Genomic DNA, 25,614 nt, shown 5'->3' with positions numbered 1-25,614 from the left:
AGAGGTTGGAAACAGTCAGTGGATGCCGCGCCGGGCGGCGGTGAGGGCCGAGGCCACCATGTAGACGGCCAGCAGGATGCCGATCATGCCCCAGGCGGTCATGCCCTCGACGAGAGCCAGCCGTTCGGCGGCGGCATAGATGAACAGCGCCAGTTGCAGGGTCCAGAAGGCCAGGGCCCCGGTCTCGACGATGATCCGCCGCAGCATCTCGTCAGCCTGGCGCCAGAGCATCACATTGGCGACGGTCTGGATGACCAGCAGTACCAGCACGCCGGCCATGGCCACCTCGGCCGACACCCAGTCGGCGCCATAGATGGGCAGGATCAGCATCAGCCCTGCCAGCCCCATGACCGAGGTCTGCAGCAGGCCGCAGCCCTTGGCCACCACCGTCGGCCGCACCACCACGATCACGATCATGATCACCGAAATGGCGACCAGTACTACGCCGATGAACAGGTTCAGGGCGTCGTCCTGGGCCATGCCCGAGACGTCGATATAGCGGGCGGTCGCGGAGCCCACGGCGGCACCCAGCAGGGCCAGCACCACCATGCCGGCGATCTTGAGGGCCTTGTTGGGGCGGGTTTGTTCGGACGTCACGGATCAGTCCTCCAGGAAGATGGATTCAATGGGTTGTTCAAAGACGCGGGCGATCTTGAAGGCCAGCGGCAGCGAGGGGTCGTAGCGGCCGGTTTCGAGGGCATTCACGGTCTGACGGGAGACCCCCAGCCGGTCGGCCAGCTCGGCCTGACTCCAGTTGCGCTCGGCGCGCAGCACCTTGAGACGATTGTTCATGATGCGCTTACCGGTGCCGCAGCCACCAAAAGGCCCAGGCGATCAGATAGCCGGTCATCTGGACACCGAGCGTCAGACCTGCGCCGGTCATGATCAGGTCCGAGGGATCGCCCGAAAAGTCGGCGGGCACGAGGTCGATGACCTCCCATGTGCCCAGGCCCAGGACGATGATGACCACCACAATGCCGGCCGAGCCACCCCAGTACCATGCCCATTTGTGGGCCTCGCGCACCGCCTCGTCCGCTCCGCGCCACCAGACGACGCAGATCCAGAAGACGACCGCCATGCACACGGTCAGCAAACCGGTTTGCAGTAGATCACTGGACGCTCCGCCGAAGGCGTCGATCAGCGCGGAGGCAAAACCGACGACCAGCCCCAGACCCGCACAGAGGCCCAGCATGCCGAGGTAGCCAAGGCGGCGGCGCTTTCGGATGGGTTGGTCGTTCATGGGAAACCCCTTATCGATCTGACAAGGGTGTTTTACATCAGCGCGTCGCCATGTCAAGCGACCTTGTCAAAAAGTCTGCAAGCCTTGTCTTAACCCTCTGAAGCGCCGGTTTCAGGCGATTTCAGCAGCTCCGGGCGGCTGAGCGTACGGGGCGCGCTTTCGACCGGCGACAGGTCCGGCAGATCCTTGCCCTCATGATCGACCTTGAGGTCCTCGAAGCGCCGGGCCGACACCATGACCTGGCTTTCCAGCGAGCCGACGAACTGGTTGTAGCGGCCGACGGCCGCGTCCAGCGCCTTGCCGACCGAGGCGGCGTGACCGCCCATCACGGACAGGCGCTTGTACAGCTCCTTGCCCAGCCGGGCGACGTCCTCGGCGTTGCGGGTCTGCTCCTCGGCCCGCCAGCCGTAAGCCACCGCCTTGCACAGGGCGAACAGGGTGGTCGGGGTCACGATCACCACGCGCGAGGCCATGGCCTGGGTCATCAGATCGGGCTCGTGATCCAGCGCGGCGGACAGGAAGGCATCGCCGGGCACGAACATGGCGACAAAGTCGGGGCTGGGCTGGAACTGGTCCTGATAGGCCTTGGACGCCAGCTGGCGCACATGGGTCTTCATACTGGCCGCCGTGCGGACCGAGGCGGCGTGCTGGCGCTGCTCCTCGTCGCCTTCCCCCTGATCGGCAAAGGCCAGCGGCACCTTGGCGTCGATCACGAACATGCCGCCGCCCGGCAGGCGCACGATGAAGTCGGGCCGCTGCTGGCGCCCGGCGTCGTCCGCGCTGGAGGTCTGCTCCTCGAAGTCGAAGCGGCCGGCCATGCCGGCGGCCTCCAGCACATTGCGACAGGTCTGCTCGCCCCAGCGTCCGCGTCGCCCGGTGTTGCCGCGCAGGGCCTCGGTCAGCTTGCGGGCCTCGTCGCGCGTGGCCGAGGATGCCGACATCAGCGCGGCCAACTCGCTCTTCAGCCCGCCCATGTCGCGGGCGCGGACCTGTTCCAGCTGGGCCACCTGGGCCTCGAACTTTTTGAGTGTGTCGGCGACGGGCTTCAGCTGGGCCTCGATACGGGTCTGGCTGACCCGGCCCTCGGCGCGGAAGGTTTCGGTCGCCCGGCTGACCAGACGCTCCGCGACCGTCTCGGCCGAGGCCGCCGCCTGGGCCTTCAGCAGATCGGTCAGGGTTTCGCGGCTCTCCTGCATCAGCGCCAGCCGCTCTTCCGCCGCCACAAGGGACGACCGGCTCCTTTGCCAGCCCGCATAGGCCCACAGAAAACCGCCGCCCGACAGGACGGCGACTGCGATCAGGATCAGCTCAAGCGTGTTCATGCTCCGTTCCTAACCTGAGTCAGGAAGCGGGGAAAGGCGCCGCCCTCTACGTCGGCCGCCTTGCGCGCATGGCCTGGATGATGGTGCCGTCGTCCAGCCAGTCGAGGTCGCCGCCGACCGGCACGCCGCGCGCCAGAGAGGTCACGCTGACCCCGGCATCGGCCAGCCGTTCGGCGATATAATGGGCGGTGGTCTGGCCATCGACGGTGGCCGGCAGGGCCAGCACCACCTCGCGCACACCGCCGTCCGCCACCCGGCCGACCAGTTCGCCGAGCCGGAGCGCATCGGGTCCCACCCCGTCCAGCGCCGACAGCAGGCCACCCAGCACATGATAGCGACCGCGAAAGGCGCCGGACCGCTCCATGGCCCACAGGGCGCCGGCCTCCTCAACCACGCAGATCAGGCCGGCGTCGCGTGCCGGATCGGAGCACAGGGTGCAGGGATCGCGGGTATCGGGCGCGCCACAGACGGAGCAGGATTTCACCCTGTCCGCCGTCTCGGCCAGCGAGGCCGCCAGCGGCAACAGCAGCTGTTCGCGCCGCTTGAGCAGCGCCAGCGCCGCGCGCCGGGCCGAGCGTGGCCCCAGCCCGGGCAGTTTCGACAGCAGACCGATCAGCCGCTCGATCTCGGGTCCGGCAGACGCGGCCACCGGCGGATCAGAACAGCTTGGGCATGCCGGGGATGTTCATCCCGGCCATGGGACCGGCGGCCTCGCGCATCAGCACGGCATTGGCCTCGTCCAGCTTGCGCTTGGCATCCGCATGGGCGGCCACGATCAGGTCGGCCAGGATGTCCTGTTCGCCGGCCACCATCAGGCTCTCGTCGATCTGCACGCGGGTGACTTCGCCGGGGCCCTTCAGGCTGACGGTCACCAGCCCGCCGCCCGAGGTGCCCTCGGCGGCGGTTTCGGCCATCTTCGCCTGGGCGTCCTGCAGCTTTTGCTGCATCGCCTGGGCCTGTTGCATCAGTTGGGTCAGGTCTTTCATGCCCCCTATCTAGGATGAAGCGGACCGTTCCGACAGGGGGTGGGGCTCAGGGCGCCACATCGGCCGCAGGCTCGCCGCCGAGATAGGCGTCCACGGCAAGGGTCTCGATCTCGGCCGCCATGACATTCAGGGCGTCGAGCCGCTCGAGGCCGATCCGGCTGGACAGGGCATAGCCGTCCTCCTCACTCGCCACGGCGCCGCCGGTCGTGACCTCGAGGTAGGCCTCGGGCCCCTCCAGCACCAGCCAGGAGGCATAGACCCAGGCATCCTCGAAATCGGGGCTTTGACCGGCGATGATGCAGCGGTGCCCCGAAAGTCCATTTATCTCGACCCTTTCGAAGCGGATCACGGGGATGTTCCGGTTGGCGGCGGCGCACGCCTGGGCGTCGGCGTGGACCGGGCGCCGCTTGCGCGCGTCTTCGTCCGCCTCCCCCGAGTCCAGACCGTCAGGGTTCTTCGTCCCGTACATCTCGAAATCGACGGTGAACCCGTAGTTGCCCTCGTCCGGCAGGTCCCTGAAGACGTCGCCCAGCAGCGCCTGCATCATCGGTCGGATCGAAAAACTCTCGACGTCAAACTGCTCTGCGAGCACCGCAAACGACTCATCGAGCTGGCGCGCGAGGTCATCGATCACGGCCCGTTCGTCATCGGAGATACTGTTCGAGGACGGGGCAGCCTCGACCGGATCCGTCTCCTGCGCCCCCGCCGCCCCCGCAGCGACCATCAACATGAGGGCTGATAGCCCTCCCAACAGCCAGCCCCGCATGTCCGCCTCCCGGATAGAATGTCCGGCGAGACTAGGTCAGCGATCACGGTTCGCCCATGGCTGGAGGCCGTCCTGACAGGTTCCGTCAGGTGTCGTCGGTGCCCGCATCGTCATCGCCCTCATCGGGGATGGACGGCAGCGACACGGCGGGCGCGAGGTCGCGAATCTCGCCCAGTTCGGCACCGGGGAAAGCCTCGAGCACCGAGCGGATGAAGGGATCGGCCTCGACGTCGGCGCGACGCTTCTCGCGGGCGCGTCGCTCCTGCTCGATCAGGGTCTCGCCCCCGCCCTGGCCATTGGCGGCGACCAGCCAGGTACGACCGGTCCAGTCCTTGAGCCGGCTGGCCAGCTTGCGCGCCAGATCGGGCGGCGTGCCCTGTACGGGCTCGAACGTCAGGGCGCCGGGGCGAAAGGCCACGGGCCGGACATAGCGTTCGACGTCCAGCTTGAGCGCGATCTCGCGCCTTTCGTCGATCAGGGCGACCACCGCCTCGAAGGTCTGGGGATCGGGCAGGGCCGGCTGCGCCACGGTCATGGGCCGGGCAAGGGTCGCCTGGCTCCCTCCGCCCGAGCCGCCGCCTCCCCCGCCGCGAGGCGCGGGGCCGCCGTCCAGTCCCTCGCCGGACTTCAGGGCCTTGAGCGCCTCTTCCGGACCCGGCAGATCGGCGGCATAGGCCAGCCGGATCAGGGCCATCTCCACGGCTTCGGCCGGATTGGGGGCGCGGCGGGTCTCTTCCAGCCCGCGCAGAAGCATCTGCCAGACCCGCGACAGGGTCCCGGCCGACAGGCCCGCGCCCAGCGCCGCCAGAATGGCCGCCTGATCGCCCGGCAGGCGAGTCGCCTCCGGGCCCAGCATCTTGGCGACCGAGGCCGCGTGGCAATGCTCCAGCAGGTCGCCCATGACCTGCACCGGATCGGCGCCATAGCCATAGAGGTCGCGGAACATCTCCAGCGCCTCGGGCGTGCGCCCGCCCATGACGGTTTCGAACAGGGCGATGGTCCGGGTGCGGTCGGCGAGACCCAGCATGTCCCGCACAACCTCGGCCTTGACCGCCTCACCCTCTCCACCCTGGACGAGCGCCTGGTCCAGCAGCGACAGGCCGTCGCGCACCGATCCTTCCGCTGCGCGCGCGATCAGGGCCAGGGCGTCGCGCTCGATCGCCATGCCTTCCTTCTGGGCGACGCGTCCCAGATGCTCGATCAGGATTTCCGGCTCCACCCGCCTCAGGTCAAACCGCTGGCAGCGGCTGAGGATAGTGACCGGCACCTTGCGGATCTCGGTGGTCGCAAAGATGAATTTGGCGTGGGGCGGCGGCTCTTCCAGCGTCTTCAGCAAGGCGTTGAAGGCCTGGTTCGAGAGCATGTGCACTTCGTCGAGCACATAGACCTTGTAGCGCGCCTCGACCGGCGCATAGCGCACACTGTCCAGGATCTCGCGGATGTCGCCCACGCCGGTGTGGCTGGCGGCGTCCATCTCCATGACGTCCATGTGCTGGCCCGCCATGATGGCCGCATCGTGCCGCCCGTCCGGCGTCAGGGCCAGCGAGGGCCTGTCGATGCCGGGGGCCTGGTTGTTGAGGGCCCGGGCCAGCAGGCGCGCCGTCGTGGTCTTTCCGACCCCCCGCACCCCGGTCAGCATGAAGGCGTGGGCGATCCGGCCGGTCTCGAACGCGTGGGTCAGGGTGCGGACCATGGCCTCCTGGCCGATCAGGTCCTCGAAGGTGGTCGGGCGGTATTTGCGGGCCAGCACCTGATAGGCGGCCGAGGGGGCCTCCTTGGCCGGCGCGGGCTGGGGCAGAGGGGCAAGCGCAGGTTCAGGCGCGGGGGCCGGCTCCGGCGTGGGCGGGGCGCCGAACATGTCATCGGTATTCGGATCGCGTTCGACGATCTCCGCGTCCGGGGCGTCGTCTTCGTCCAACGGCGGAATCGGGTCCATCTCGCTCATGACCTTGTCATAGCTCGTGACACGATGCCGGGCGAGGCCGGATGACGGTTTTGCTGAGGGAGAAGGGTGGAGACCGCGACCCGAAGGGGAATTCGTTGTGGCTGCTGCCTTCCGGCCCTGACCAGGTTGGCGAAGCCTTCGCCCGCGATCTCCACCCCCGATATGCGCGCTCAGGGCCCCGAGATCAAGATGCCTTACGGCGCGAACCTCGGCGGGGTATGGAGGGCGCCATGTCCCGGCCGCTCATTACCGCCTTTTCCGCATCCCCCCTCGACCGGGGCGGCGACAGTCGCAACGATCCCGACTGGATGGCCGCGCGCCGGGCCGATCCTGCGGCCCTGGCCATGGCGCTGATCGACGGTCGCCCCCGACTGGAACCCGTCGGGGATCAGGAGCGGCTGGCCTGGGCACCGCTGGCCCGGCTGTCGCCGCTGAGCCCGGATGAGCCGGTCTTCCTCGGCCTGTGGAAAGAAGCACCGGTCTTTGCCTGTTCGGTGCCGGGGGGCCGCCTCGCTGAACTCGAGACCCTGATGGGACCGGGCGACCATCCCGACATGCGCGCAGCAGCCCCGCGCCTGCCCGCCGGAGATCTGGCCATGGCGGGGGCGGCCAAGGGGCTGTTCGACTGGCACGGTCGAAACCGGTTCTGCCCCGGTTGCGGGCGGGAGACCCGGATGGCCTCGGGCGGCTGGCGCCGCACGTGCGAGACCTGTAGCGCGGAGCATTATCCACGGGTGGACCCGGTCTGCATCATGCTGCCGGTCTATAACGGGGGCGCCGAGCCGATCTGCCTGCTGGGACGCCAGGCCGCCTGGCCGACCGGGAGGATGTCGGCGCTGGCCGGTTTCATGGAGCCCGGCGAAAGCCTCGAGGAGACCTGTGCGCGCGAGGTAAAGGAAGAAGCCGGCCTGACCGTCACCTCGGTCCGCTACCTGGCCAGCCAGCCCTGGCCGTTTCCGCATCAGTTGATGATCGGCCTGATCGCCGAGGTCAGCGACAACAAGGCACAGCCGGACCTGACCGAACTGGAGGCCGTGCGCTGGCTGACCCGCGATGAGGCCCGGCAGGTACTGGAAGGGCGCCACCCCGATGTTGTGGCGCCCTATCCCTTTGCGATCGCCCACAGCCTGCTCAAGGCCTGGGTCGACGATGTCTGACGCCGTGGACCGTCAGCCTGAGATTGCCGCCTGGGCGCGGGCGGCGGCCAGGTCATCCGGGTTGTCCACCGACAGGGGCGCGTCGGCGATCACGGCGGCATGGATCTGCAGGCCCATTTCGAGCGCCCTGAGCTGCTCCAGCTTCTCGCGGCGCTCCAGCGGCGACGGCGGGGCGGCACAGAAGGCCTCAAGTGCCGCGCGCCGATAGCCGTAGAGTCCGATATGCCGCCAGACCGGCCCGTCGCCGTACAGGGTGGAGCGGGTGAAATAGAGGGCCCGCCCCTCGGTGCCTTGAGGCGCCATGGCCAGCACGGCCTTGACCACATCCGCATTCGCCCGGTCCGCCGCGCTGCTCTCGGGGGCCACCAGGGTGGCAATGTCGCATTCGGGATGGCGGGCCAGAAGATCCACACAGGCGCCGGACAGCCCGGAATCGGCAAACGGCATGTCGCCCTGCAGGTTGACCACCACATCGTGCCGCCCCGCCGGATCGATGGCGTCGAGCGCCGCCCGTATCCGGTCCGAACCGGACGGAAGGTCCGGGTCGGTCAGCACGGCCTGGCCCCCGTCGGCCTTCACGGCCTCGACGATTTCGGGGTCCCCCGCCGCCACGGCTACGGCCAGCCCCGAGGCCCGCGCCTGACGGCTGGCGCGCACGATCATGGGCACGCCGCCGATGTCGGCCAGCGGCTTTCCGGGCAGTCGCGTCGCGGCCATGCGCGCAGGGATGAGGATCAGCGGAGTCATGAGGGATCGTAGGGGCTCTGGAGGAGGGGCGCGGCAGGCGGGGTCTTTGGTCGCAGCCGGGCGGGAAACCCAACCGGACAGTTGCGAAGGCCGTCTTACCGTGTCAGAGACGCGCACGCGAAACAATGCCTGCCACCCTGCCACCGGCCGGGGATGCGGGCCCTTCAGATACGGGACTGACGACCGGATGAGCGGCGACCTCGAGTTGAACAAGATTTTCGGTGCGGGCCTGGCGACGGTCTTCACGATCCTGGTGGTCCAGCAGGCTTCGGGCTTTGTCTACAAATCCGAGCCCGCCCACGAGATGGGCTATAAGGTCGACATCCCCGAGGGCGGCGCTGAAGGCGGTGCCGAAGCCGAGCTGCCGCCGGATTGGGGCACGCTGATTCCGGTCGCCGATCTGGCCGCCGGTGAAGCCGCCTTCGCGCGCTGCACGGCCTGTCACACCATTGAGGCGGGCGGCGCCAACAAGATCGGCCCGAACCTGTACGGCATCGTCGGCCGTCCGGTCGCCAGCCACGCCGGCTTTGCCTATTCGGATGCCATGGTCGCCCACAAGGCCGTGGATCCGACCTGGACGCTGGACGCCCTTGACCACTTCATCACCGCCCCCGCGCGCTATGTGTCGGGCACCAAGATGTCGTTCGCCGGTCTGCGTGACACCGAGACCCGCGTGAACCTGATCGCCTGGATGATGTCGCAGGGCTCGAGCGGCTATGCGGTCCCGGCGCCCGATCCCGCGCGTCAGCCCGGTGCTGCGGCCGGTGAGCCGGGTGAAGCCGGCGAAGGCGTGGAGGCGGCCCCGATCGAGGGTGCGGCCGGTCAACCCGCCGTTGAGGAAAGCCCCGCGGCCCCGCCGGCTGCGGACAGCGCCCCGACGGGCGGCTGATACCGGGTCTCTTCTAGAGTCGTCTGATGATCAGCGCGTCGAAGCCCTCGGCGCGCTGATTCGTATCCGCTTCATCCAGCGACTGCCGGCACACCGACCCCGCGCGTCCGCTGGCGTGGATGACGGTCGCGGCATCCAGGGCGATGGCGGAATGGCCGGTCCAGCCGGGGCCGCCTTCGGCGTGCCGCCAGAGGATCAGGTCCCCCCGCTGAACATTCTCCCGCGCAACCGCCCGGCCCAGCTCGGCCTGGCCTTCGGTATAGCGGGGCGCCGCACGGCCACAGGCCATCAGGCAGGCCTGCACCAGGGCCGCGCAGTCCATGCCGGCCCCGGTCCGGCCGCCAAGACTGTGCGGCACATCGATCAGCGCTTCGGCCACGGCGGCGAGGTCGGCCGCGAACTCTCCCAGCGGCATGAGGACCACATCGCCGGCCGCATCCCGGGTCGGATCAACCAGGCTGTTGAACGGCAGGACTCCGCCGGGGGCCGCCACGCGATGGGTTGGCGTACCGACGCCGGCCGTCAGATCCGCTTCGGCAATCCAGCCGATCACGCCATCCCGGCGCGAGCGTCCCCAGTGACGCCCCCGCTCGACCAGAAGACTGTCGAACGCCTCTCCGAACAGAAGCTGCGAAATGCGATGGCCGTCGTCGTCCAGAATGTCCGCCACGGCGCCCGTGGTCCGGAAGACCTCGGTCGCGCGGTAGGCCTCGGCGCGCACCAGCCCTTCGACCGCCGCTTCAGCGAGGTCGGGTCGGATCAGCAGGGCAGAGGGTTCGGCGTGGATCATTCCGGCGGGGCAAGGGCAGCTGTGACGCTGCACCCTGACTCACAAGGCCGAAGGTCACGTTAACGCGCGGCCCCTCAGGCCGGATAGCGGGCCGCCAGCATGTCGAAACAGGCGCGGATGGCCTGGACCTCGCTGCCCTGCGGCCAGCCGGGACGGCCACGCGGGTTCCAGGCGAAGATGTCCATGTGCGCCCAGGCCCCGGTGCCGGGGGCGAAATTCTTGAGGAACAGGGCCGCCGTCACCGATCCAGCCTGGGCCCAGGCGGCCGAGTCATTCCTGAGATCGGCGATGTCGCTGTCCAGCGAGTCGGCATAGGGCGCCCACAGTGGCATGCGCCAGACCGGATCGCCCACCCGGGCCGAAGCGGCCAGCACGTCGGCGGCCAGCGCCTCGTCATCCGTATAGAGCGGCGGCAGGTCCGGCCCCAGGGCCACGCGCGCCGCACCGGTCAGGGTGGCGAAATCCAGGGTCAGATCGGGCTCCAGCTCACCGGCGCGGGCCAGGGCGTCCGCCAGGATCAACCGTCCCTCCGCATCCGTATTGCCGATCTCGATCGACAGGCCCTTGCGGCTGGACAGGACGTCGCCGGGACGGAAGGCGTCGCCCGACACAGCGTTCTCGACGGCCGGCACCAGCAGCGCCAGCCGCACGGACAGCCTCTCCCGCATGACCATCCGGGCTAGGCCCAGCGCATGGGCCGCGCCTCCCATGTCCTTCTTCATGAAGCGCATGCCGGCGCCAGCCTTGAGGTTCAGGCCGCCCGTGTCGAACACCACACCCTTTCCGACCAGCGCCACAAGGGGAAGATCCGTGCGCGACCGGTTCCAGTGCATCTCGATCATGCGCGGGGCGCGGGCGGCCACGGCGGCCCGGCCAACGGCGTGGACGGCGGGATAGTTGGCCTCGAGCAGGGCCTCGCCCTCGATGACCGAGATTTCGGCGCCGGATTCCTCGGCGATCTCCCGCGCCAGGGTCTCGATCTGCAGCGGCCCCATGTCGGCGGCCGGCGTGTCGACCATCTCGCGCACCAGATCGCAGCTGCGCGCGGTATCCAGCACCCGGTCCACATCCACGCCGACCGGGGCGACCAGACGGGCGCCGTCGTCCTGGGCGGGCTGGGTGTAGCGATCAAAGGCGTAGCGGCCGAGGCAGAAGGCCAGCGTGGCCAGGTCCGCATCGCCGTCCGGCAGGCCGTCCAGCCGCCACAGTCCTTCCGGCAGCCGGGCCGCCAGCGCCCGCACGCCGATCGGATCGAAGGTCTCGCCGGTACCGAACAGGGCCTCCGTCAGTTCGCCCGAGCTGTCGGCGCAGAGCAGCAACCGCCCGGCCTGACCCTTGAACCCGTTGGCCTTCGCCCAGACACCGGTCGGCCCCTCCAGAGCCGTATCGCGGGGCACCAGACGCACGGGCCGCGCCGATGCGGCTTCCGGACTGTCGGCGGCGATCACGAGGGGCGGGCGACGGGACATGATTTCTCCACGGTACGAGCATGATCGTTCGAGGCAGAACCACTGCGTGGTTCTGACGAGAGCGTGAATCATGCTCTCGCTCAATTCTGGAGCCTGATTCACCGCATCGGCGAAATCGCGAAGCGATTTCTCCTCAACGGATCAGGCTCCTGCGGGGTTAACGAAGGATTGACCGAAGCGGCCCACCCTCATGGTGACCTGAACCCTATCGCCGGGAACGCTCCATGTCGCGCCCACTTCTGCTGATCGCCACCCTCGCCGCCCTCGCCACACCCACCGCCCTGCTGGCCCAGGACCGCCAGCCCGCCTCGGCCGAGACGCGGGCCACCTATGAGCGGATGGATCCGCTCAGCCGCTCGCTGTTCTGGCAGCAGGAGTTCGAGATCAACCCGGCCGATCCCATCGCCGGGGTGCGGCTGGCACAGGCGCTCAGGGAACTGGGACAGTATGATCAGGCCGTCGAGGCCGCCGACAAGGTGCTGATCGTCCAGCCCGACAATACCGAGGCCATGATCGAGCTGGGCCGCGCCCATATCGCACGCGGTCAGGCCTTCTACGGCATTGCGGCGCTGGAGCGGGCCCGGGACCTGCTGCCGGGAGACTGGCGTCCGTGGTCGCTGCTGGGGGTCGCCTATCAGCAGGTGCGCCGCGAGGCCGATGCCCAGGCGGCCTGGGCCGAAGGGCTGCGCCTGTCGCCCGACAATCCGTCGATCCTGTCGAACATGGCCATGGTGCACCTGACGGCCGGGGATCTGCCGGGCGCGGAAACCCTGCTGCGGCGCGCCGCCGCCCAGCCCGACGCGGGCCTGCAGGTCAAGCAGAACCTGGCGCTGGTCGTGGGCCTGTCCGGCAACATCGGCGAGGCCGAGGCCATCCTGCGCCGTGAACTGCCACCCGCCCAGGCCGACCAGAACCTGGCCTGGATTCGCGAGCGCGCGGCCGGACCGGTCGCCGCCGGCGGGGCGCGCACCTGGCAGTCGCTGCAATAGGCAGTTTCGCCCGCCCGGCCCCCGCCCTATATTCGGCTCATGATCGACGATCTCTACAGCGCCCGCATTCTGGGGTTGGCGGCCAATCTGCCCCACGCCGGGCGTCTGGCCGCGCCCGAGGGCACGGGCGAGCGCGTCGCCCGTCTGTGCGGATCGCGCGCCGTCGTCGATGTCGTTCTGGATGACGCAGGCCGGGTCGCCGACTTCGCCCAGGACATCAAGGCTTGCGCCCTCGGTCAGGCGGCCGCCGGCGTGATCGGCGAGGCGGTTCTTGGCGCCACAGCCAATGAGATCACGGCCGCAGCCACTGCCCTCACCGATATGCTGAAGTCTGGCGGCGAGGGTCCGGAGGGCCGGTTCGAGGGCCTGCGGGTGCTGAAGCCCGTCTCCGACTATCCCCAGCGTCATGCCTCCACCCAGGTGGCCATGGGCGCCTTGCTGGATGCCCTCGACATGGCATTGGCCACCCGCGACACGCCCGAGGCCGAGCGAACTCGCCGCGCCGGAGCGGCCTGATCCGCCCGGCTCTCCCCGACCTTGCCCGCGGTGCTTGCCCGGGCGGACGATGCGGGGGATAAGCGCGGCGACATGGCATCCGGCGAAACCCTTTACGAACGTGGCGTCCGCGCGGCCCATCGGGGCTACAAGCTGACCCTGTCGCCCCTGATCGGGCAGTCGTGCCGGTTCCTGCCGACCTGCTCCGACTATGCCCGCGACGCCCTGATCCTCCACGGGCCGGTCCGGGGCGGGTGGCTGACCGTACGGCGCCTGTGCAAATGCCATCCTTTCGGAAGCTCGGGCTACGACCCGGTTCCGGCGCGGGATCCCTCCCCTCCCGCGATCCAGACAACGAAGACAGACCGATGATTGACCTGAAATTCCCCGACGGTGCCGTCCGCCAGTTCCCGTCCTCGACGACGGGGCGCCAGGTGGCCGCCTCCATCTCGTCCTCGCTGGCCAAGAAGGCCGCGCTGGTCGAGATCAATGGCGAGCAGCGCGACCTCGACCGCCCGATCGAGTCCGGTGGCGACTTCCGCCTGATCATGCGCGATGACCCGGCGGCGCTGGAAACCATCCGCCACGACGCCGCCCACGTGCTGGCCCAGGCGGTGCAGGAGCTGTTCCCCGGCACCCAGGTCACCATCGGCCCGGCCATCGAGGATGGCTTCTACTACGACTTCCACCGGGAAGAGCCCTTTTCGACCGACGACTTCGCCGCCATCGAAAAGCGCATGGCCGAGATCGTCGACCGCGACGAGAAGCTGGTCCGCGAGGTCTGGGACCGCGACGAGGCCATCATCTATTTCGACAGCATCGGCGAGCGCTTCAAGGCCGAGCTGATCCGCGACCTGCCCGAGAACGAGGTCATCACCGTCTATCGCACGGGCAAGTGGCTGGACCTGTGCCGCGGCCCGCACTTCCCGTCGACGAAGTTCGTGGGCAAGGCCTTCAAGCTGACCAAGCTGGCCGGGGCCTACTGGCGGGGCGATCATCGCAATCCGCAGCTCCAACGCATCTATGCGACGGCCTGGGCCTCCAAGGAGGACCTCGAGGCCCACCTGAAGCGTCTGGAAGAGGCCGAGAAGCGCGACCACCGCAAGCTGGGCCGCGCCATGGACCTGTTCCATATGCAGGAAGAGGGCCGCGGCATGGTCTTCTGGCACCCCAAGGGCTGGGTGCTGTGGCGGGTGATCGAGGCCTATATGCGCCGCCGGCTGGATGCGGCGGGCTATGTCGAGGTCAAGACACCCCAGGTTCTGGACCGCAAATTCTGGGAGGCCTCGGGCCACTGGGACAAGTACCGGCCGAACATGTTCGTCTGCGAGACGGTCGAGGGCGAGGAACTGAGCCTCAAGCCCATGAACTGCCCGGGCCATGTGCAAATCTTCGATCAGGGCCTGCGGTCCTACCGCGAACTGCCGCTGCGCATGGCCGAGTTCGGCGCCTGTCACCGGTATGAGCCGTCGGGCGCCCTGCACGGGCTGATGCGGGTGCGCGGCTTCGTCCAGGACGATGCCCACATCTTCTGCCGCGAGGACCAGATCGTCGACGAGACGGCCCGGTTCATCGATCTGGCACGCAGTGTCCACGCCGACCTCGGCATGGAGACGGCCTACATCAGCCTCGGCACCCGCCCCGAGGTCCGCGCGGGTACGGACGAGTTCTGGGACAAGGCCGAGGCCCAGATGGCCGAGGCCGCCCGGGCCGCCGGCACCGAGCCGGTCGTGACCGAGGGCGACGGCGCCTTCTATGCGCCCAAGCTCGACTTTGTCGTCAAGGACGCCATCGGGCGCGAGTGGACCTGCGGCACCATCCAGCTGGACTATGTCCTGCCCGAACGTCTGGGCGCGGAATATGTGGGCGAGGACGGGGCCAAGCACCGGCCGGTCATGCTGCACCGGGCGATCCTCGGCTCATTCGAGCGCTTCATCGGCATCATGATCGAGAACTACGCCGGGGCCTTCCCCCTGTGGCTGGCACCGGTCCAGGCCGTGGTCGCCACCATCGTCTCGGACGCCGACGACTATGCGAAGGAGGTCGCGGCGAAGTTCAAGGCGGCGGGCCTGCGCGTCGAGACCGATCTGCGCAACGAAAAGGTCGGCTACAAGGTGCGCGAGCACTCGGTCGGCAAGGTTCCGGTCATCGCCGTGGTCGGCAAGAACGAGGCCGAGGAGGGCAAGGTCGCCCTCCGCCGTCTGGGCTCGCAAGGCCAGGAGATCGTGTCGGTCGAGGAGGCCATCCGCATCCTGACCGAAGAGGCCACGCCGCCCGACCTGCGCCGCTAGGCCGGCTGATCAGGCCGGCCTGACCTCAGGGGATCGCGTCGCCCGCACCGTGCCGATACGCATGTCGTCGCACAGCACATGGGCCGCGATCCCGCTGGCGTGGGTGCGCAGCAGGGCCTCGGCCTCCTTCAGCGCCTCGTCATCCGTCGTGGCGTTGAGGGGCTCGACATGGGGGGTGCCCATGATGTCCCTCTCGATGAAGCAGAAATAGGTTTTCACACAGCCTCCCGGTCAGGCTGTGCCGTAACATGCTTCACGGTTGTCGAAAGTTCGCCGGGCGACACTGCACCCAAGCGTGGCCTTGAGCGTTGCTGTTTCATGACCCAGTCCAGCGATCCGCTCCCCGAGAACCGTTTCATCGCCAATCTGCCGGCGGAGGAGGCCGCCGCGCTCCGGCCGCTTCTGCGCCGGATCGAGGTCACGTTCGATCAGACGGTCGTCGATGAGGGCGCAGTCATCACCGAGGTGCACTTTCCGATTGATGCCCAGTTCGCCAATCTGATCCGCTTTCCCGACGGCAGCGCCGTCGAGACCGCCGTCGTGGGATTCGAGGGTGTGACGGGGCTGGCGCCTTTCATGGCGGATCGCCCCAGCTCCTGGGAGATCGTATGCCGTGCCGCCGGGACGACGTGGGTGGCCAGCGCCGCTTCCTTGCGAAAACTGTCGCTGGCGCGTCCGCGTCTGCTGGAGCGGCTGCTGGTCCTGACCGACCTGTACCAGGCCCAGGCGGCCCAGACGGCGGCCTGCAATGCGCTGCACCCCATCCCCGACCGGATCGCCCGCTGGCTGCTGACGGCATGGGACCTGTCCCCCCACGAGAGCCTCGCCTTCCGGCAGGAAGAGCTGGCGCGACTGATCGGCACGCGGCGCTCCACGATCAGCGAGGCCGCCTCGGAGTTGAAGCGCCGAAAGGTGATCGCCTATGGCCGCGGAGCAATCCGCATTACGGATCGGGCCGGGCTCGAGGCCGCAGCCTGTGATTGCTATCACATGCTCAGGCCGCGGATGAATGCCCTCCTGGGCGGCGCCAAGGGGGCCTGAGTCGGTTTTCCGACATAGGAACCGGGCCGCGACCACTCGGTTATCTGGGTCCGCCTCAAAGGAGAGACACCATGGCCGACAAGACCCTTGAGAACCTGTTCCACGACACCCTGCGCGACATCTATTACGCCGAGCGCAAGATCCTCAAATCCCTGCCCAAGATGAAGCGGGCGGCGCAGTCCGAGAAGCTGAAGGCCGCCTTCGAAAAGCATGAGGGCCAGACCGAGGGTCAGATCGAGCGCCTGGAGAAGGTCTTCGAAATCATCGGCAAGACCCCGCGCGGCAAGACCTGCGACGCGATCAACGGCATCCTCGATGAGGGCGACGAGATCGCCGAGGAATACAAGGACAGCCCCGCTCTGGATGCCGGCCTGCTGGCCGCCGCCCAGGCCGTCGAACACTATGAGATCACGCGCTACGGCACGCTGAAGCGCTGGGCCAATGTCCTGGGACTGGACGAGGCCGTCAAACTGCTCGACGAAACGCTGGAAGAGGAGTCGCAGACCGACGAGGATCTCACGTCGATCGCCGACGCCAGCATCAATGAGGCCGCTCTCAAGGACGCGGCCTGAGCCAGGGATCGGGACCGGCCGTCAGGGCCGGTCCCGTCTCCATCATGCGACCGGATCAGCCGCTGACGAAGGCGATGGTGAATTTGCCGTCGACATAGCCGCCGATGCCCCAGGTCAGCATCTGGCCGCTCTCGAAGAAGACGTCATAGGTCTCGACGCGGCTTTCGCCCTCACCCTCGGCGCTGACGAAGCTCATGTCCTTGACCGGGCCGAGCGACTGCAGGGCCGGCCCGATCTGGTCGACCTGGTCGTTGCAGGCGGCGAGCAGGTCCGCCGCCATCAGGTCGGCAGGGCATTCGCCGTCGGCGGTCGAGGTGATCATCCGCCCCAGCGAGGCGCGGTACTCGCCATCAGTGGCGGCATCCTGGGCCTGGGCGGCGCCTGCGAGCGCCAGACCGGCCACCACGGTCGCCATCATCATCTTCAAACGCATAGCTGTCTCCTTGAAGCTGGAGCCCACGATGCGGCAGCCCGCCCGCCCACTCAAGTGAAAGCGCGGTAATGCCCGCGCGCGCTCAGGCAGCGAGCCGCCGCGCGGCGAGCGGTAGCGCCTCTTCTCAAATGTGAATTGCGTGGCCCAGCGCCCGCAGGCTGGCCTCGTGGAAGGCTTCGCCCAGCGTCGGGTGGACGTGGATCACGCCGGCCACATCTTCCAGCACCGCACCCATCTCCAGCATCTGGGCAAAGCTGTTCGACAGCTCTGACACATGCTGGCCGACGGCCTGGATGCCGAGGATGCGGTGGTCGCTCTTTGACGCGATCACCCGGACAAACCCGCCGTCATCGCCCGCCTCGATCGCCAGGGCCCGGCCGATGGCCATGAAGGGGAAGACCGAGGTGATGACGTCATCGCGGCCCTCGACCTCCTGCGGCCCCAGCCCGGCCGAGACGATTTCCGGCTCGGTGAAGCAGACGGCGGCGACGGTCACCGGATCGAAGGTCCGGTCGTGGCCGGCCAGGATTTCCGCGACCACCTCGCCCTGGGCCGACCCCTTGTGCGCCAGCATGGGCTCACCGGTCAGGTCGCCGATGGCCCAGACGTTCTTCATCGAGGTGGCGCAGCGGTTGTCGATCTTCACGAACGGACCGGCCATGGCCACGCCCATATTCTCGAGCCCCCAGCCCTTGGTGCGCGGACGACGGCCGACGGTGACCAGCACCTTGTCGGCCTTCAGCTTCAGGGCGGCGCCGTCCTTCGCGGTGACATTCAGCTGGCCCTTCTCGAACGACCCGGCTTTCGCGCCCAGATGCAGTTCGACGCCATGCTTCTCCAGCCATCTGGTGACCGGATCGGTCAGGGCCTTGTCGTAGAGCGGCAGGATGCGGTCGGCCATTTCGACCACCGTCACCTCGGCGCCCAGCTTGCGGAAGGCGATGCCCAGTTCCAGTCCGATATAGCCGCCGCCGACGACGACCAGCTTGCCGGGCACCTTGTCCAGTGACAGCGCCTCGGTCGAGGAAATCACATCGCCGCCGAACGGCAGGAAGGGCAGCTCGACCGGCTCGGACCCCGTGGCCAGAATGACGTGCTCGGCGCTGATCGTGATGTCGCCGTCGGCGGTCTTCACCGTGCAGGTCTTGGCGTCGGAAAACTCGGCCCAGCCCTTGATGACCTTGACCTTGGCCTTCTTCAGCAGGGCCGCGACCCCGCCATTCAGTTTACGGACAATGCCATCCTTCCACTCGACCGTCTTCGACAGGTCGACGGCCGGCTTCGACGCCGTGATGCCCAGCGTGCCGCCGTCCGCCGCCCTGGCCACGGTCTCGAACTTGTTGGCCGCGTGGATGATCGCCTTGGACGGAATACAGCCGACGTTCAGGCAGGTGCCGCCGAGGCCGTCGCCGCCATCGACGAGGATGGTATCGAGGCCCAGCTGGCCACAGCGGATCCCCGCGACATAGCCGCCGGTACCGGCCCCGATGATGAGGACTTTGGTGGAGAGGGTCTGGGTCATTGGTAAGCTTCCAGGACGGCTTTCAGGTCCGGCGGGACATGGTACGGCTGCGGAATATGGAGGGCGCCGCTGCGATTCTCGTAGGCAACGACCACGTCCCCAACATTGAGTTCAACCCGCCAGGGAAGGCACCGCATCGGCTCATCGGACAAAGGCCGCCAGGAATGAAGCTGTGTCATTTGGTACTGGGCATCTGGAGCGCCCTGCAGCGCCTGCACCAGTTCGACCGTCACCGTTTCATCGAACAATTCTGAGCGGTCGGATGATATGCGCGGCGTCTCTGCAACATCGATGCGTGTCACGCGGACGATCATCAGGTCGGGCCCGCCCGGCCGCTGAATGTCAGACCATTGAGGCCACGGCTCCGGGAGACAGGCCATCGCCGGCGTTGCTGCGAGAGCCACAATGATCGCGCTGGCTACTGCGCCGATGAGGCGGACTCTAGGGGTGAGGGTCCGGGTCATTGGAACTCGTTGAAGAGTGCGCTTAGGCGAGGAAGGGTGATGCGCTCTTTCGGCCAAGCCTCCGTGCGCGCGCCCGAAAATACCATGACCGTGTCACCAACGGCTGGTGCCCAGCGATACCAGCACGAAGGATTTCGCTGATATTGAGCGCGAACGATCATGGGGCCAGAGCCCTTCAAGTCCCGAACAACCTCGATGTCAGCCATGCCGGAACCCTGCCTCAGAGGCGCAACCGAACGCACCTCATTCAACCGAGCGAGTTCTGCCGCCGAATAGGGGGTCACTCGAACAATCCGGCCAAGAGCCACCCTTGAGCTATTCGTCCAGCTACTCTGCCAGTAGGCGTCGTTCAACGCCACAGGTCGACACGCGAGAGCCGGGCTTGCGGTCGCCAACACCACGAAGGCCAAGAGGGCCGGGACTATGCTCAGGCTCTTCATGCTTCACCCCATCCACAGCGTCGCGGGATGCTCCAGCAGCCCCTTGATGCGCTGCACAAACACCGCCGCATCGTGGCCGTCGACGATGCGGTGATCGAAGCTGGAGGACAGGTTCATCATCTTGCGGACGACCATCTGGCCGTCCCTGACCACGACCCGCTCGGCAATCTTGTTGGGGCCGACGATGGCGACCTCGGGATGGTTGATGATGGGCGTGTGGACCACGCCGCCCAGCGTGCCCAGCGAGGTGATGGTGATGGTCGAACCCGACAGTTCCTCGCGTTTGGCGGTGCCGGCCTTGGCCGCGCCCGAGACCCGGGCGATTTCCTCGGCCGTGTCATAGGGATCGCGCGCCTCGGCGTGACGGACCACCGGCACCATCAGGCCGTTCGGCGTCTGGGCGGCGATGCCCAGATGGACAGCGTTGTGCGTCGTCAGCACCCCGCCCTCGTCGTCATAGTGGCTGTTGATAGCCGGCTGGTCGCGCAGGGCCACCACGATGGCGCGGGCGATGAAGGGCAGGACGTTCAGCTTGGGCTGGTCCTTCCTGCGCGTCGCGTTCAGGTGGGCGCGCAGCTCCTCGACCGCCGTCATGTCGATTTCCTCGACATAGGTGATGTGCGGAATGCGGCGCACGCTCTCGGCCATCTTCTCCGCGATCTTGCGGCGCAGGCCAATGATCTTGGTCTCGGTCGTGCCTTCGGCCTTCGCCCAGGTCGAGGCCGATGATCCGGAGGCGGACGATCCGTGGCTGCCCGAGGCGACGTAAGCGTCGAGATCGCCATGCTCGATGCGACCGGCCGGCCCGGAGCCGGGCACGAACTGCAGTTCGACGCCCAGGCCGCGAGCGCGCTGGCGCACCGCAGGCGAGGCCAGCGGGCGTTCACCCCGGGCGGACAGGGTGCGGACGGGGTCAGAGCCCCTCCCCCTCGATGGGGGAGGGGTTGGGGTGGGGGTGGAGGCGGTGGCGGGTTCAGGGCTGGAGGCAGCGGAAGCACCGGCGGGCCGTTTGGCGGAAATGTCACCCCCATCCCCAGCCCTTCCCCCATCAAGGGGGAAGGGAGCAGAGGCGGTGGACGCCGCCACATTGCCCTTGCCGTCGACCTTGAAGGACACCAGCGGACCACCGACGGCCAGCTGCTGGCCGGGCTCGCCGTGCAGGGCGACCACTATGCCGGCGACCGGGCTGGTCAGCTCGACGGTCGCCTTGTCGGTCATGATGTCGGCGATGATCTGGTCTTCCTCGACCGCGTCGCCGACCTTGATGTGCCAGCCGGCGAGCTCGGCCTCGGCCGTCCCCTCGCCCACGTCCGGTAGTTTGAAGACATAGTTGGCGCCGGATGCGGAAGAGCCTGAGCCCCCCTCCCCGGCTGCGCCGGTACTCCCCCCGGTGGGGGGAGATTGAGCCGCAGATCCTCCCCCGTCGGGGGAGGGGGACCGCGAAGCGGTGGAGGGGGCATCGCTGCCGTCAGACGCTGCGGCCGCATTCCCCGCGCCCTCGACCTCGAACTCGACCAGCGGGCCGCGCACGGCCAGCATCTGGCCGGGCTCGCCGTGCAGGGTGGTGACCTTGCCGGCCACCGGGCTGGTGATCTCGACGGTCGCCTTGTCGGTCATGACGTCGGCGACGATCTGGTCCTCAGCGACCGTGTCGCCGACCTTGACGTGCCAGCCGACCAGTTCGGCCTCGGCCGTGCCTTCGCCCACGTCGGGCAGTTTGAACACATAGCGTCCCATGATCAGCGCCCTCCGTTCATGGTCGATTTCAGGGCCTCGGCCACCCGTTCGGGGCCGGGGAAATATTCCCACTCGAAGGCGTGCGGATAGGGCGTGTCCCAGCCACAGACCCGCGCGATCGGGGCCTCAAGGTGATAGAAGCAGCGCTCCTGTACCAGGGCCGACAGTTCTGCTCCGTACCCGGAGGTTTTCGGCGCCTCGTGCACGATCACGCAGCGACCCGTCTTTTTGACCGAGGCCTCGATGGCCTCGATGTCGAGCGGTACCAGCGAGCGCAGATCGATCACCTCGGCATCGACACCCGCGTGCTCGGCCCCGGCCAGCGACACCCAGACCATGGTGCCCCAGGCCAGGATGGTGACGTCGGCGCCTTCCTTCATGATGCGCGCCTTGCCCAGCGGCACGGTGTACTTCTCGGTCGGAACCTGGGCCAGGTCCTGGGCCTTCCACGGCGAGACGGGCTTTTCATGCCAACCGTCGAACGGGCCGTTGTAGAGGCGCTTGGGCTCGAAGAAGATGGTCGGGTCGTCATCCTCGATACAGGCGGTCAGCAGACCCTTGGCGTCATAGGGGTTGCTGGGCACGACGACCTTCAGGCCGGCGATGTGGGTGAACAGGCTCTCGGGGCTCTGGCTGTGGGTCTGGCCGCCAAAGATGCCCCCGCCATAGGGCGAGCGCACCGTGATCGGGCTGGTGAACATGCCGGCCGAGCGATAGCGCAGCTTGGCCGCCTCGGAGACGATCTGGTCGTAGGCCGGATAGATGTAGTCGGCGAACTGGATCTCGACGACCGGGCGCAGGCCATAGGCGCCCATGCCGATGGCGGTGGCGACGATACCGCATTCGCTGATCGGGGCATCGAAGCTGCGGGTCAGGCCGTGCTTTTCCTGCAGCTTGTCGGTGACGCGGAACACGCCGCCGAAATAGCCCGCGTCCTCGCCGAACGAGAGCACATTCGGGTCCTCGGCCATCTTGGTGTCGAGCGCCGAGTTCAGCGCCTGGATCATGTTCATCGGCACGGTGCCGCTGCCGCCGGCGGTCGATTTCGGCGCGTGGTCCTGATCGACCATGTCGGGCTCAATGCCGTCGTTGCGGTCGGCTTCGGTGAAGGTTTGCTCGCTCATCTTCAGACCCCCACTTCGCGGCGCTGTTCGACCAGACGCCAGTCCTCGGTCGCGAACACATCCTCGAACATCGTCTTCACGCTGGGCCGCGACTGGCCGAGCGTGCCGATGGCCTCGGACTCCTTGCCCGCCGCGCGGACCTGTTCGGCAGCGTCCTTCTCGGCGGCTTCCTGCTGTTCGTCGGACCATTCGCCGAGCGCGATCAGGTGCTGCTTCAGGCGGGCGATAGGATCGCCCAGCGGCCATTTCTCGTGCTCGTCGCCGGGGCGATAGCGGCTGGGATCGTCCGAGGTCGAGTGCGGAGCGCCGCGATAGGTGAACAGTTCGATGACGGTGGCGCCCTTGTTGGCGCGGGCGCGCTCCTCGGCCCACCGGGTCGCCGCCCAGACCGCCAGGAAGTCATTGCCGTCAACCCGCAGCGCCGGCAGGCCATAGCCGATCGCCTTGGAGGCAAAGGTGGTCTCCAGACCGCCCGCAATGCCCTGGAAGGAGCTGATGGCCCACTGGTTGTTGACGATGTTGAGGATCACCGGCGCGCGATAGACGGCGGCGAACGTCAGGGCGTTATGGAAGTCGCCCTCGGCCGTGGCGCCATCGCCGATCCAGCTGATCGCCAGTCGGTCATCGCCCTTGTAGGCCGAGGCCATGGCCCAGCCCACGGCCTGCGGCACCTGGGTGCCGAGATTGCCCGAGATGGTGAAGAAGCCATAGTCGCGGCTGGAGTACATGATCGGCAGCTGACGGCCCTTGATGGGGTCCGAGGCGTTCGAATAGATCTGGTTCATCATGTCGACCAGCGGATAGCCGCGCGCAATCAGCAGCCCCTGCTGGCGATAGGTCGGAAAGCCCATGTCCTCGGCCGGCAGGATCATTCCCTGGGCGACCGCGATGGCCTCCTCGCCGGTGCACTTCATGTAGAAGCTGGTCTTGCCCTGACGATGGGCGCGGTGCATCCGGTCATCGAAGGCGCGCGTCAGGACCATGGCCTTCAGGCCCCGGCGCAGGGTGTCCGGGTCGAGCTTCGGATCCCACGGGCCGACGGCCTTGCCGGAATCGTCCAGCACCCGCACCAGCCGGAAGGCCATGTCGCGCATCTCGTGCGGGTCGGCCAGCGCGTCTGGCCGGACCACGGCGCCGGCGGCATCCAGTTTCAGGTGGCTGAAGTCGGGGGTGTCACCCGGACGGCCGGTGGGCTCCGGCACCCGCAGGGACAGGGGCTTGGTGTTCTTTTTCATCGTGGTTGCCGTCCGTTGATCCGTCAGCGTTTCCTCATCCCGCGATCTACCACGGGCGAACCGTGATTGCTCGCTCAAATCCGACCTTGATTTCCGCCCGATTGAGGTATTTTATTTCGCCAAACTAAGACCGGGAGAAACGCATTGGCCGAAGAACTGGACGCGATCGACGCCCGCATCCTCGACATTCTCCAACACGATGCCGGGCTTTCGGTTGCGGATGTGGCCGAAAGGGTCGGTCTGTCGGCGTCTCCATGCTGGCGACGCATCAAGAGACTGGAGGATACGGGCTACATCCGCAAGCGGGTGACGCTGCTCGATGCCGACAAGCTGGGCCTGGACTTCGAGGTCTATGCCATCGTCAAGCTCAACCTGCCGTCCACGGAAAATCTCGAGGTGTTCGAGAGCGCCGTCGCCAACTGGGCCGAGGTCGTCCAGTGCGCGACCATTACCGGCCGTGAAGACTATGTCCTGCGGATCGTCACGTCCGACATGCACGCCTTCGACAAATTCCTGCGCGAAAAACTGCTGGCGCTGGGCATCGTCTCCGACTGCGAGAGCCACATCGTCACGCGGGGCGTGAAAAACGTGACAGCCCTGCCACTCGGCATCGTCAGTCCGCATGTGAACTAGGGACAGGACCATGGGGCGGTCGGGGGGAGTGGTCTTCGGGCTGGCGCTGCTGGCGTTGACGGCCGGGGCGTCTGTCGCCCAGACGCCGGAGGGCGAGGTCGCCGCCTTCCGCCACCACCGCGCCGCAGCCGTGACGGCGCTGCGGGCCGAGGATCTGGACACCGCCACCCGGGAACTGGCCGAGGCCGAGACCTTCATCGCCAACCATCCCGGCGTCATGATGCTGCGGGCCCGGGTCGCGGCCGCGCAGGGCGACGGGCTTGAGGCCCTGCTCCACTACGGACGCTACGGCGGAGCCGGTCTGGTGTTCGACGTCGATGCCGAAGAGGCCCTCGCGGACCTGCGCACCCGGCCGGACCACGCCGCGGCGGTCGAGGTCATTGCCGACCTGATCCGCTCGAACCGGGCGCCGGTCGGGGCCGGAAGGCTCGAGCCGCTGTTCCGGATCGACGGCACTGTCCTGGCCGAAAGCGTCGTTCGCGACCCGCGCCGGGATCGCTGGCTGGTGTCGCTGGTGGCGGGGCGAACCATTGTGGCAGTCGCCGACGACGGCACGGCCACGCCCTGGCTTCAGCCAGATCCGGCAGTGTCCGGCATGGTCGGTCTGGCGCTCGACGAGTCGCGCGGCATCCTGTGGGCGACGACCGCACCCCTGCCCCCGGCCATCCATGGCCTCGCGGCGGACAAAGCGCCGGCCACGGCCCTGCTGCAGATCGATCTGGAGACCGGCGGGGTGGTGCGCGTGTATCCCGTGCCTGCCGACGACCGCGAGCACGGTCTGGGCGATCTGGTCCTGATGCCCGACGGGGCCGTGGTCGTTTCGGATGGCCAGTCCGGCAATCTCTACAGACTGGCAGGCCCGGATCAGGCGCTGACCCCCTTTGTGACCGGCGTGTTCGGCTCCCCTCAGGGACTGGCCGTCGTGCGCAACACCCTGTTCGTGGCCGATTACAGTTCTGGTCTGTGGCGCATGCCTCTCGAGGGCGGCACGCCCGTACCGGTCGTCCTGCCCCCCGACGATACCCTGGTCGGAATTGACGGCCTGACCACCGACGGCACGCGACTGTTCGCCATTCAGAACGGCGTAAACCCGCAGCGGGTGCTGCGACTGGTGCTCTATCCGAACCACGAAGAGGTCGGCATCGTCGTCGTACTGGCCGCTAACCTGCCCGAGATCGAGGAGCCGACGACCGTGACCGTGGTCGACGGACAGCTTGTCTTCGTCTCGCGTTCGCAGTGGAATGGCTTTGACGACCATGGCGCCCCGCGCCAGACCGACCTGCCGCCCGCCCTGATTTCCCGACTGCCCCCGACGACGGAGCCCTGA

Annotated in this window: 28 protein-coding genes and 1 other RNA gene; 10 read left to right on the top strand and 19 right to left on the bottom strand. The window is 67.9% G+C overall.

Annotated elements, in window-relative coordinates; genetic code table 11:
- Positions 1-15: 15 nt before the first annotated feature.
- The 9 genes from J7346_RS06950 to ffs all read right to left on the bottom strand — a co-directional run bounded on the left by J7346_RS06950 (position 16) and on the right by ffs (position 6,416).
- On the bottom strand, positions 16-597 hold the full coding sequence (locus tag J7346_RS06950; protein ID WP_209119114.1) for a hypothetical protein: 582 nt from the start codon (positions 595-597) through the stop codon (positions 16-18).
- A gap of 3 nt (positions 598-600) precedes the next feature.
- Positions 601-792, bottom strand: coding sequence for a helix-turn-helix transcriptional regulator (locus J7346_RS06945; RefSeq protein ID WP_209119112.1), 192 nt, complete (start codon positions 790-792; stop codon positions 601-603).
- A 7-nt stretch (positions 793-799) separates the two neighbouring features.
- Positions 800-1,240 (bottom strand): hypothetical protein, encoded by a 441-nt coding sequence (locus tag J7346_RS06940; protein WP_209119110.1) that lies wholly within the window; start codon positions 1,238-1,240, stop codon positions 800-802.
- An 89-nt stretch (positions 1,241-1,329) separates the two neighbouring features.
- A complete protein-coding gene (locus J7346_RS06935) occupies positions 1,330-2,562 on the bottom strand; it encodes a DNA recombination protein RmuC (RefSeq protein WP_209119109.1) in 1,233 nt (410 codons plus the stop codon).
- A gap of 46 nt (positions 2,563-2,608) precedes the next feature.
- Positions 2,609-3,211, bottom strand: coding sequence for a recombination mediator RecR (recR, locus tag J7346_RS06930; RefSeq protein WP_209119107.1), 603 nt, complete (start codon positions 3,209-3,211; stop codon positions 2,609-2,611).
- A gap of 7 nt (positions 3,212-3,218) precedes the next feature.
- Positions 3,219-3,548 (bottom strand): YbaB/EbfC family nucleoid-associated protein, encoded by a 330-nt coding sequence (locus tag J7346_RS06925; RefSeq protein WP_209119105.1) that lies wholly within the window; start codon positions 3,546-3,548, stop codon positions 3,219-3,221.
- Between the two features lie 46 nt (positions 3,549-3,594).
- Complete coding sequence (locus tag J7346_RS06920) at positions 3,595-4,278, bottom strand: hypothetical protein (protein ID WP_209119103.1); 684 nt, start codon at positions 4,276-4,278, stop codon at positions 3,595-3,597.
- Between the two features lie 121 nt (positions 4,279-4,399).
- Entirely contained in the window at positions 4,400-6,259 is a 1,860-nt protein-coding gene (locus J7346_RS06915; RefSeq protein ID WP_209119101.1) for a DNA polymerase III subunit gamma/tau, read from the bottom strand.
- Positions 6,260-6,320: 61 nt separating this feature from the next.
- Positions 6,321-6,416: signal recognition particle sRNA small type (ffs, locus tag J7346_RS06910), an RNA gene on the bottom strand.
- 73 nt (positions 6,417-6,489) lie between these two features.
- On the opposite strand from ffs, the gene nudC reads away from it, so the two are divergent.
- Positions 6,490-7,416, top strand: a complete 927-nt coding sequence (gene nudC / locus J7346_RS06905; RefSeq protein WP_209119099.1) for an NAD(+) diphosphatase — start codon at positions 6,490-6,492, stop codon at positions 7,414-7,416.
- Between the two features lie 12 nt (positions 7,417-7,428).
- Here the strand turns inward: nudC and J7346_RS06900 are convergent, their stop codons facing one another.
- Positions 7,429-8,163 (bottom strand): 3-deoxy-manno-octulosonate cytidylyltransferase, encoded by a 735-nt coding sequence (locus tag J7346_RS06900; protein ID WP_209119097.1) that lies wholly within the window; start codon positions 8,161-8,163, stop codon positions 7,429-7,431.
- A gap of 187 nt (positions 8,164-8,350) precedes the next feature.
- Between J7346_RS06900 and J7346_RS06895 the strand changes: the two genes are divergently transcribed.
- A complete protein-coding gene (locus J7346_RS06895; protein ID WP_209119095.1) occupies positions 8,351-9,052 on the top strand; it encodes a cytochrome c family protein in 702 nt (233 codons plus the stop codon).
- A gap of 13 nt (positions 9,053-9,065) precedes the next feature.
- Here J7346_RS06895 and J7346_RS06890 read toward each other — a convergent pair whose 3' ends face one another.
- Positions 9,066-9,842 (bottom strand): NlpC/P60 family protein, encoded by a 777-nt coding sequence (locus J7346_RS06890; RefSeq protein ID WP_209119093.1) that lies wholly within the window; start codon positions 9,840-9,842, stop codon positions 9,066-9,068.
- A 74-nt stretch (positions 9,843-9,916) separates the two neighbouring features.
- Positions 9,917-11,311 (bottom strand): leucyl aminopeptidase family protein, encoded by a 1,395-nt coding sequence (locus tag J7346_RS06885; RefSeq protein ID WP_209119092.1) that lies wholly within the window; start codon positions 11,309-11,311, stop codon positions 9,917-9,919.
- A gap of 224 nt (positions 11,312-11,535) precedes the next feature.
- On the opposite strand from J7346_RS06885, the gene J7346_RS06880 reads away from it, so the two are divergent.
- The 4 genes from J7346_RS06880 to thrS all read left to right on the top strand — a co-directional run bounded on the left by J7346_RS06880 (position 11,536) and on the right by thrS (position 15,086).
- The gene (locus J7346_RS06880) at positions 11,536-12,300 is read left to right on the top strand and encodes a tetratricopeptide repeat protein (RefSeq protein ID WP_209119090.1); all 765 of its coding nucleotides are present in this window, start codon (positions 11,536-11,538) and stop codon (positions 12,298-12,300) included.
- Between the two features lie 39 nt (positions 12,301-12,339).
- A complete protein-coding gene (locus J7346_RS06875) occupies positions 12,340-12,816 on the top strand; it encodes an iron-sulfur cluster assembly scaffold protein (RefSeq protein WP_209119088.1) in 477 nt (158 codons plus the stop codon).
- Between the two features lie 72 nt (positions 12,817-12,888).
- Entirely contained in the window at positions 12,889-13,167 is a 279-nt protein-coding gene (yidD, locus tag J7346_RS06870; protein ID WP_209119086.1) for a membrane protein insertion efficiency factor YidD, read from the top strand.
- Positions 13,164-15,086: a threonine--tRNA ligase gene (gene thrS / locus J7346_RS06865; protein ID WP_209119084.1), complete on the top strand. Its 1,923-nt coding sequence runs from the start codon at positions 13,164-13,166 to the stop codon at positions 15,084-15,086. Before yidD ends, thrS begins: the two co-directional genes overlap by 4 nt.
- A 9-nt stretch (positions 15,087-15,095) precedes the next feature.
- Here the strand turns inward: thrS and J7346_RS06860 are convergent, their stop codons facing one another.
- Positions 15,096-15,305: a hypothetical protein gene (locus tag J7346_RS06860; protein WP_209119082.1), complete on the bottom strand. Its 210-nt coding sequence runs from the start codon at positions 15,303-15,305 to the stop codon at positions 15,096-15,098.
- Between the two features lie 99 nt (positions 15,306-15,404).
- Between J7346_RS06860 and J7346_RS06855 the strand changes: the two genes are divergently transcribed.
- Both J7346_RS06855 and J7346_RS06850 read left to right on the top strand, forming a co-directional pair.
- The gene (locus J7346_RS06855; RefSeq protein WP_209119080.1) at positions 15,405-16,127 is read left to right on the top strand and encodes a Crp/Fnr family transcriptional regulator; all 723 of its coding nucleotides are present in this window, start codon (positions 15,405-15,407) and stop codon (positions 16,125-16,127) included.
- Positions 16,128-16,198: 71 nt separating this feature from the next.
- Positions 16,199-16,699: a ferritin-like domain-containing protein gene (locus J7346_RS06850; protein ID WP_209119079.1), complete on the top strand. Its 501-nt coding sequence runs from the start codon at positions 16,199-16,201 to the stop codon at positions 16,697-16,699.
- 55 nt (positions 16,700-16,754) lie between these two features.
- Here J7346_RS06850 and J7346_RS06845 read toward each other — a convergent pair whose 3' ends face one another.
- The 6 genes from J7346_RS06845 to J7346_RS06820 form a co-directional block, all read right to left on the bottom strand.
- Positions 16,755-17,132 (bottom strand): hypothetical protein, encoded by a 378-nt coding sequence (locus tag J7346_RS06845; protein WP_209119077.1) that lies wholly within the window; start codon positions 17,130-17,132, stop codon positions 16,755-16,757.
- Between the two features lie 124 nt (positions 17,133-17,256).
- Positions 17,257-18,654 (bottom strand): dihydrolipoyl dehydrogenase, encoded by a 1,398-nt coding sequence (gene lpdA / locus J7346_RS06840; protein WP_209119075.1) that lies wholly within the window; start codon positions 18,652-18,654, stop codon positions 17,257-17,259.
- Positions 18,651-19,118: a hypothetical protein gene (locus tag J7346_RS06835; RefSeq protein ID WP_209119073.1), complete on the bottom strand. Its 468-nt coding sequence runs from the start codon at positions 19,116-19,118 to the stop codon at positions 18,651-18,653. Before J7346_RS06835 ends, lpdA begins: the two co-directional genes overlap by 4 nt.
- A 443-nt stretch (positions 19,119-19,561) precedes the next feature.
- Entirely contained in the window at positions 19,562-21,295 is a 1,734-nt protein-coding gene (locus J7346_RS06830; RefSeq protein WP_209119071.1) for a 2-oxo acid dehydrogenase subunit E2, read from the bottom strand.
- A gap of 2 nt (positions 21,296-21,297) precedes the next feature.
- Positions 21,298-22,365, bottom strand: coding sequence for an alpha-ketoacid dehydrogenase subunit beta (locus J7346_RS06825; RefSeq protein WP_348521472.1), 1,068 nt, complete (start codon positions 22,363-22,365; stop codon positions 21,298-21,300).
- Positions 22,366-22,421: 56 nt separating this feature from the next.
- Positions 22,422-23,654 carry a 3-methyl-2-oxobutanoate dehydrogenase (2-methylpropanoyl-transferring) subunit alpha gene (locus J7346_RS06820; RefSeq protein ID WP_209119067.1) on the bottom strand — a complete coding sequence of 411 codons (1,233 nt, stop codon included), beginning with the start codon at positions 23,652-23,654 and terminating at the stop codon, positions 22,422-22,424.
- Positions 23,655-23,798: 144 nt separating this feature from the next.
- Here J7346_RS06820 and J7346_RS06815 point away from each other — a divergent pair, with 144 nt between their 5' ends.
- Both J7346_RS06815 and J7346_RS06810 read left to right on the top strand, forming a co-directional pair.
- Positions 23,799-24,287: an Lrp/AsnC family transcriptional regulator gene (locus J7346_RS06815; protein ID WP_209119065.1), complete on the top strand. Its 489-nt coding sequence runs from the start codon at positions 23,799-23,801 to the stop codon at positions 24,285-24,287.
- Between the two features lie 10 nt (positions 24,288-24,297).
- Complete coding sequence (locus tag J7346_RS06810) at positions 24,298-25,614, top strand: hypothetical protein (protein ID WP_209119064.1); 1,317 nt, start codon at positions 24,298-24,300, stop codon at positions 25,612-25,614.

The organism is Brevundimonas sp. A19_0 (assembly GCF_017744255.1).
Lineage (GTDB): Bacteria > Pseudomonadota > Alphaproteobacteria > Caulobacterales > Caulobacteraceae > Brevundimonas.
The sequence above is the reverse complement of the archived record's forward strand: the minus strand, read 5'-3'. Positions and strand labels throughout refer to the sequence as shown.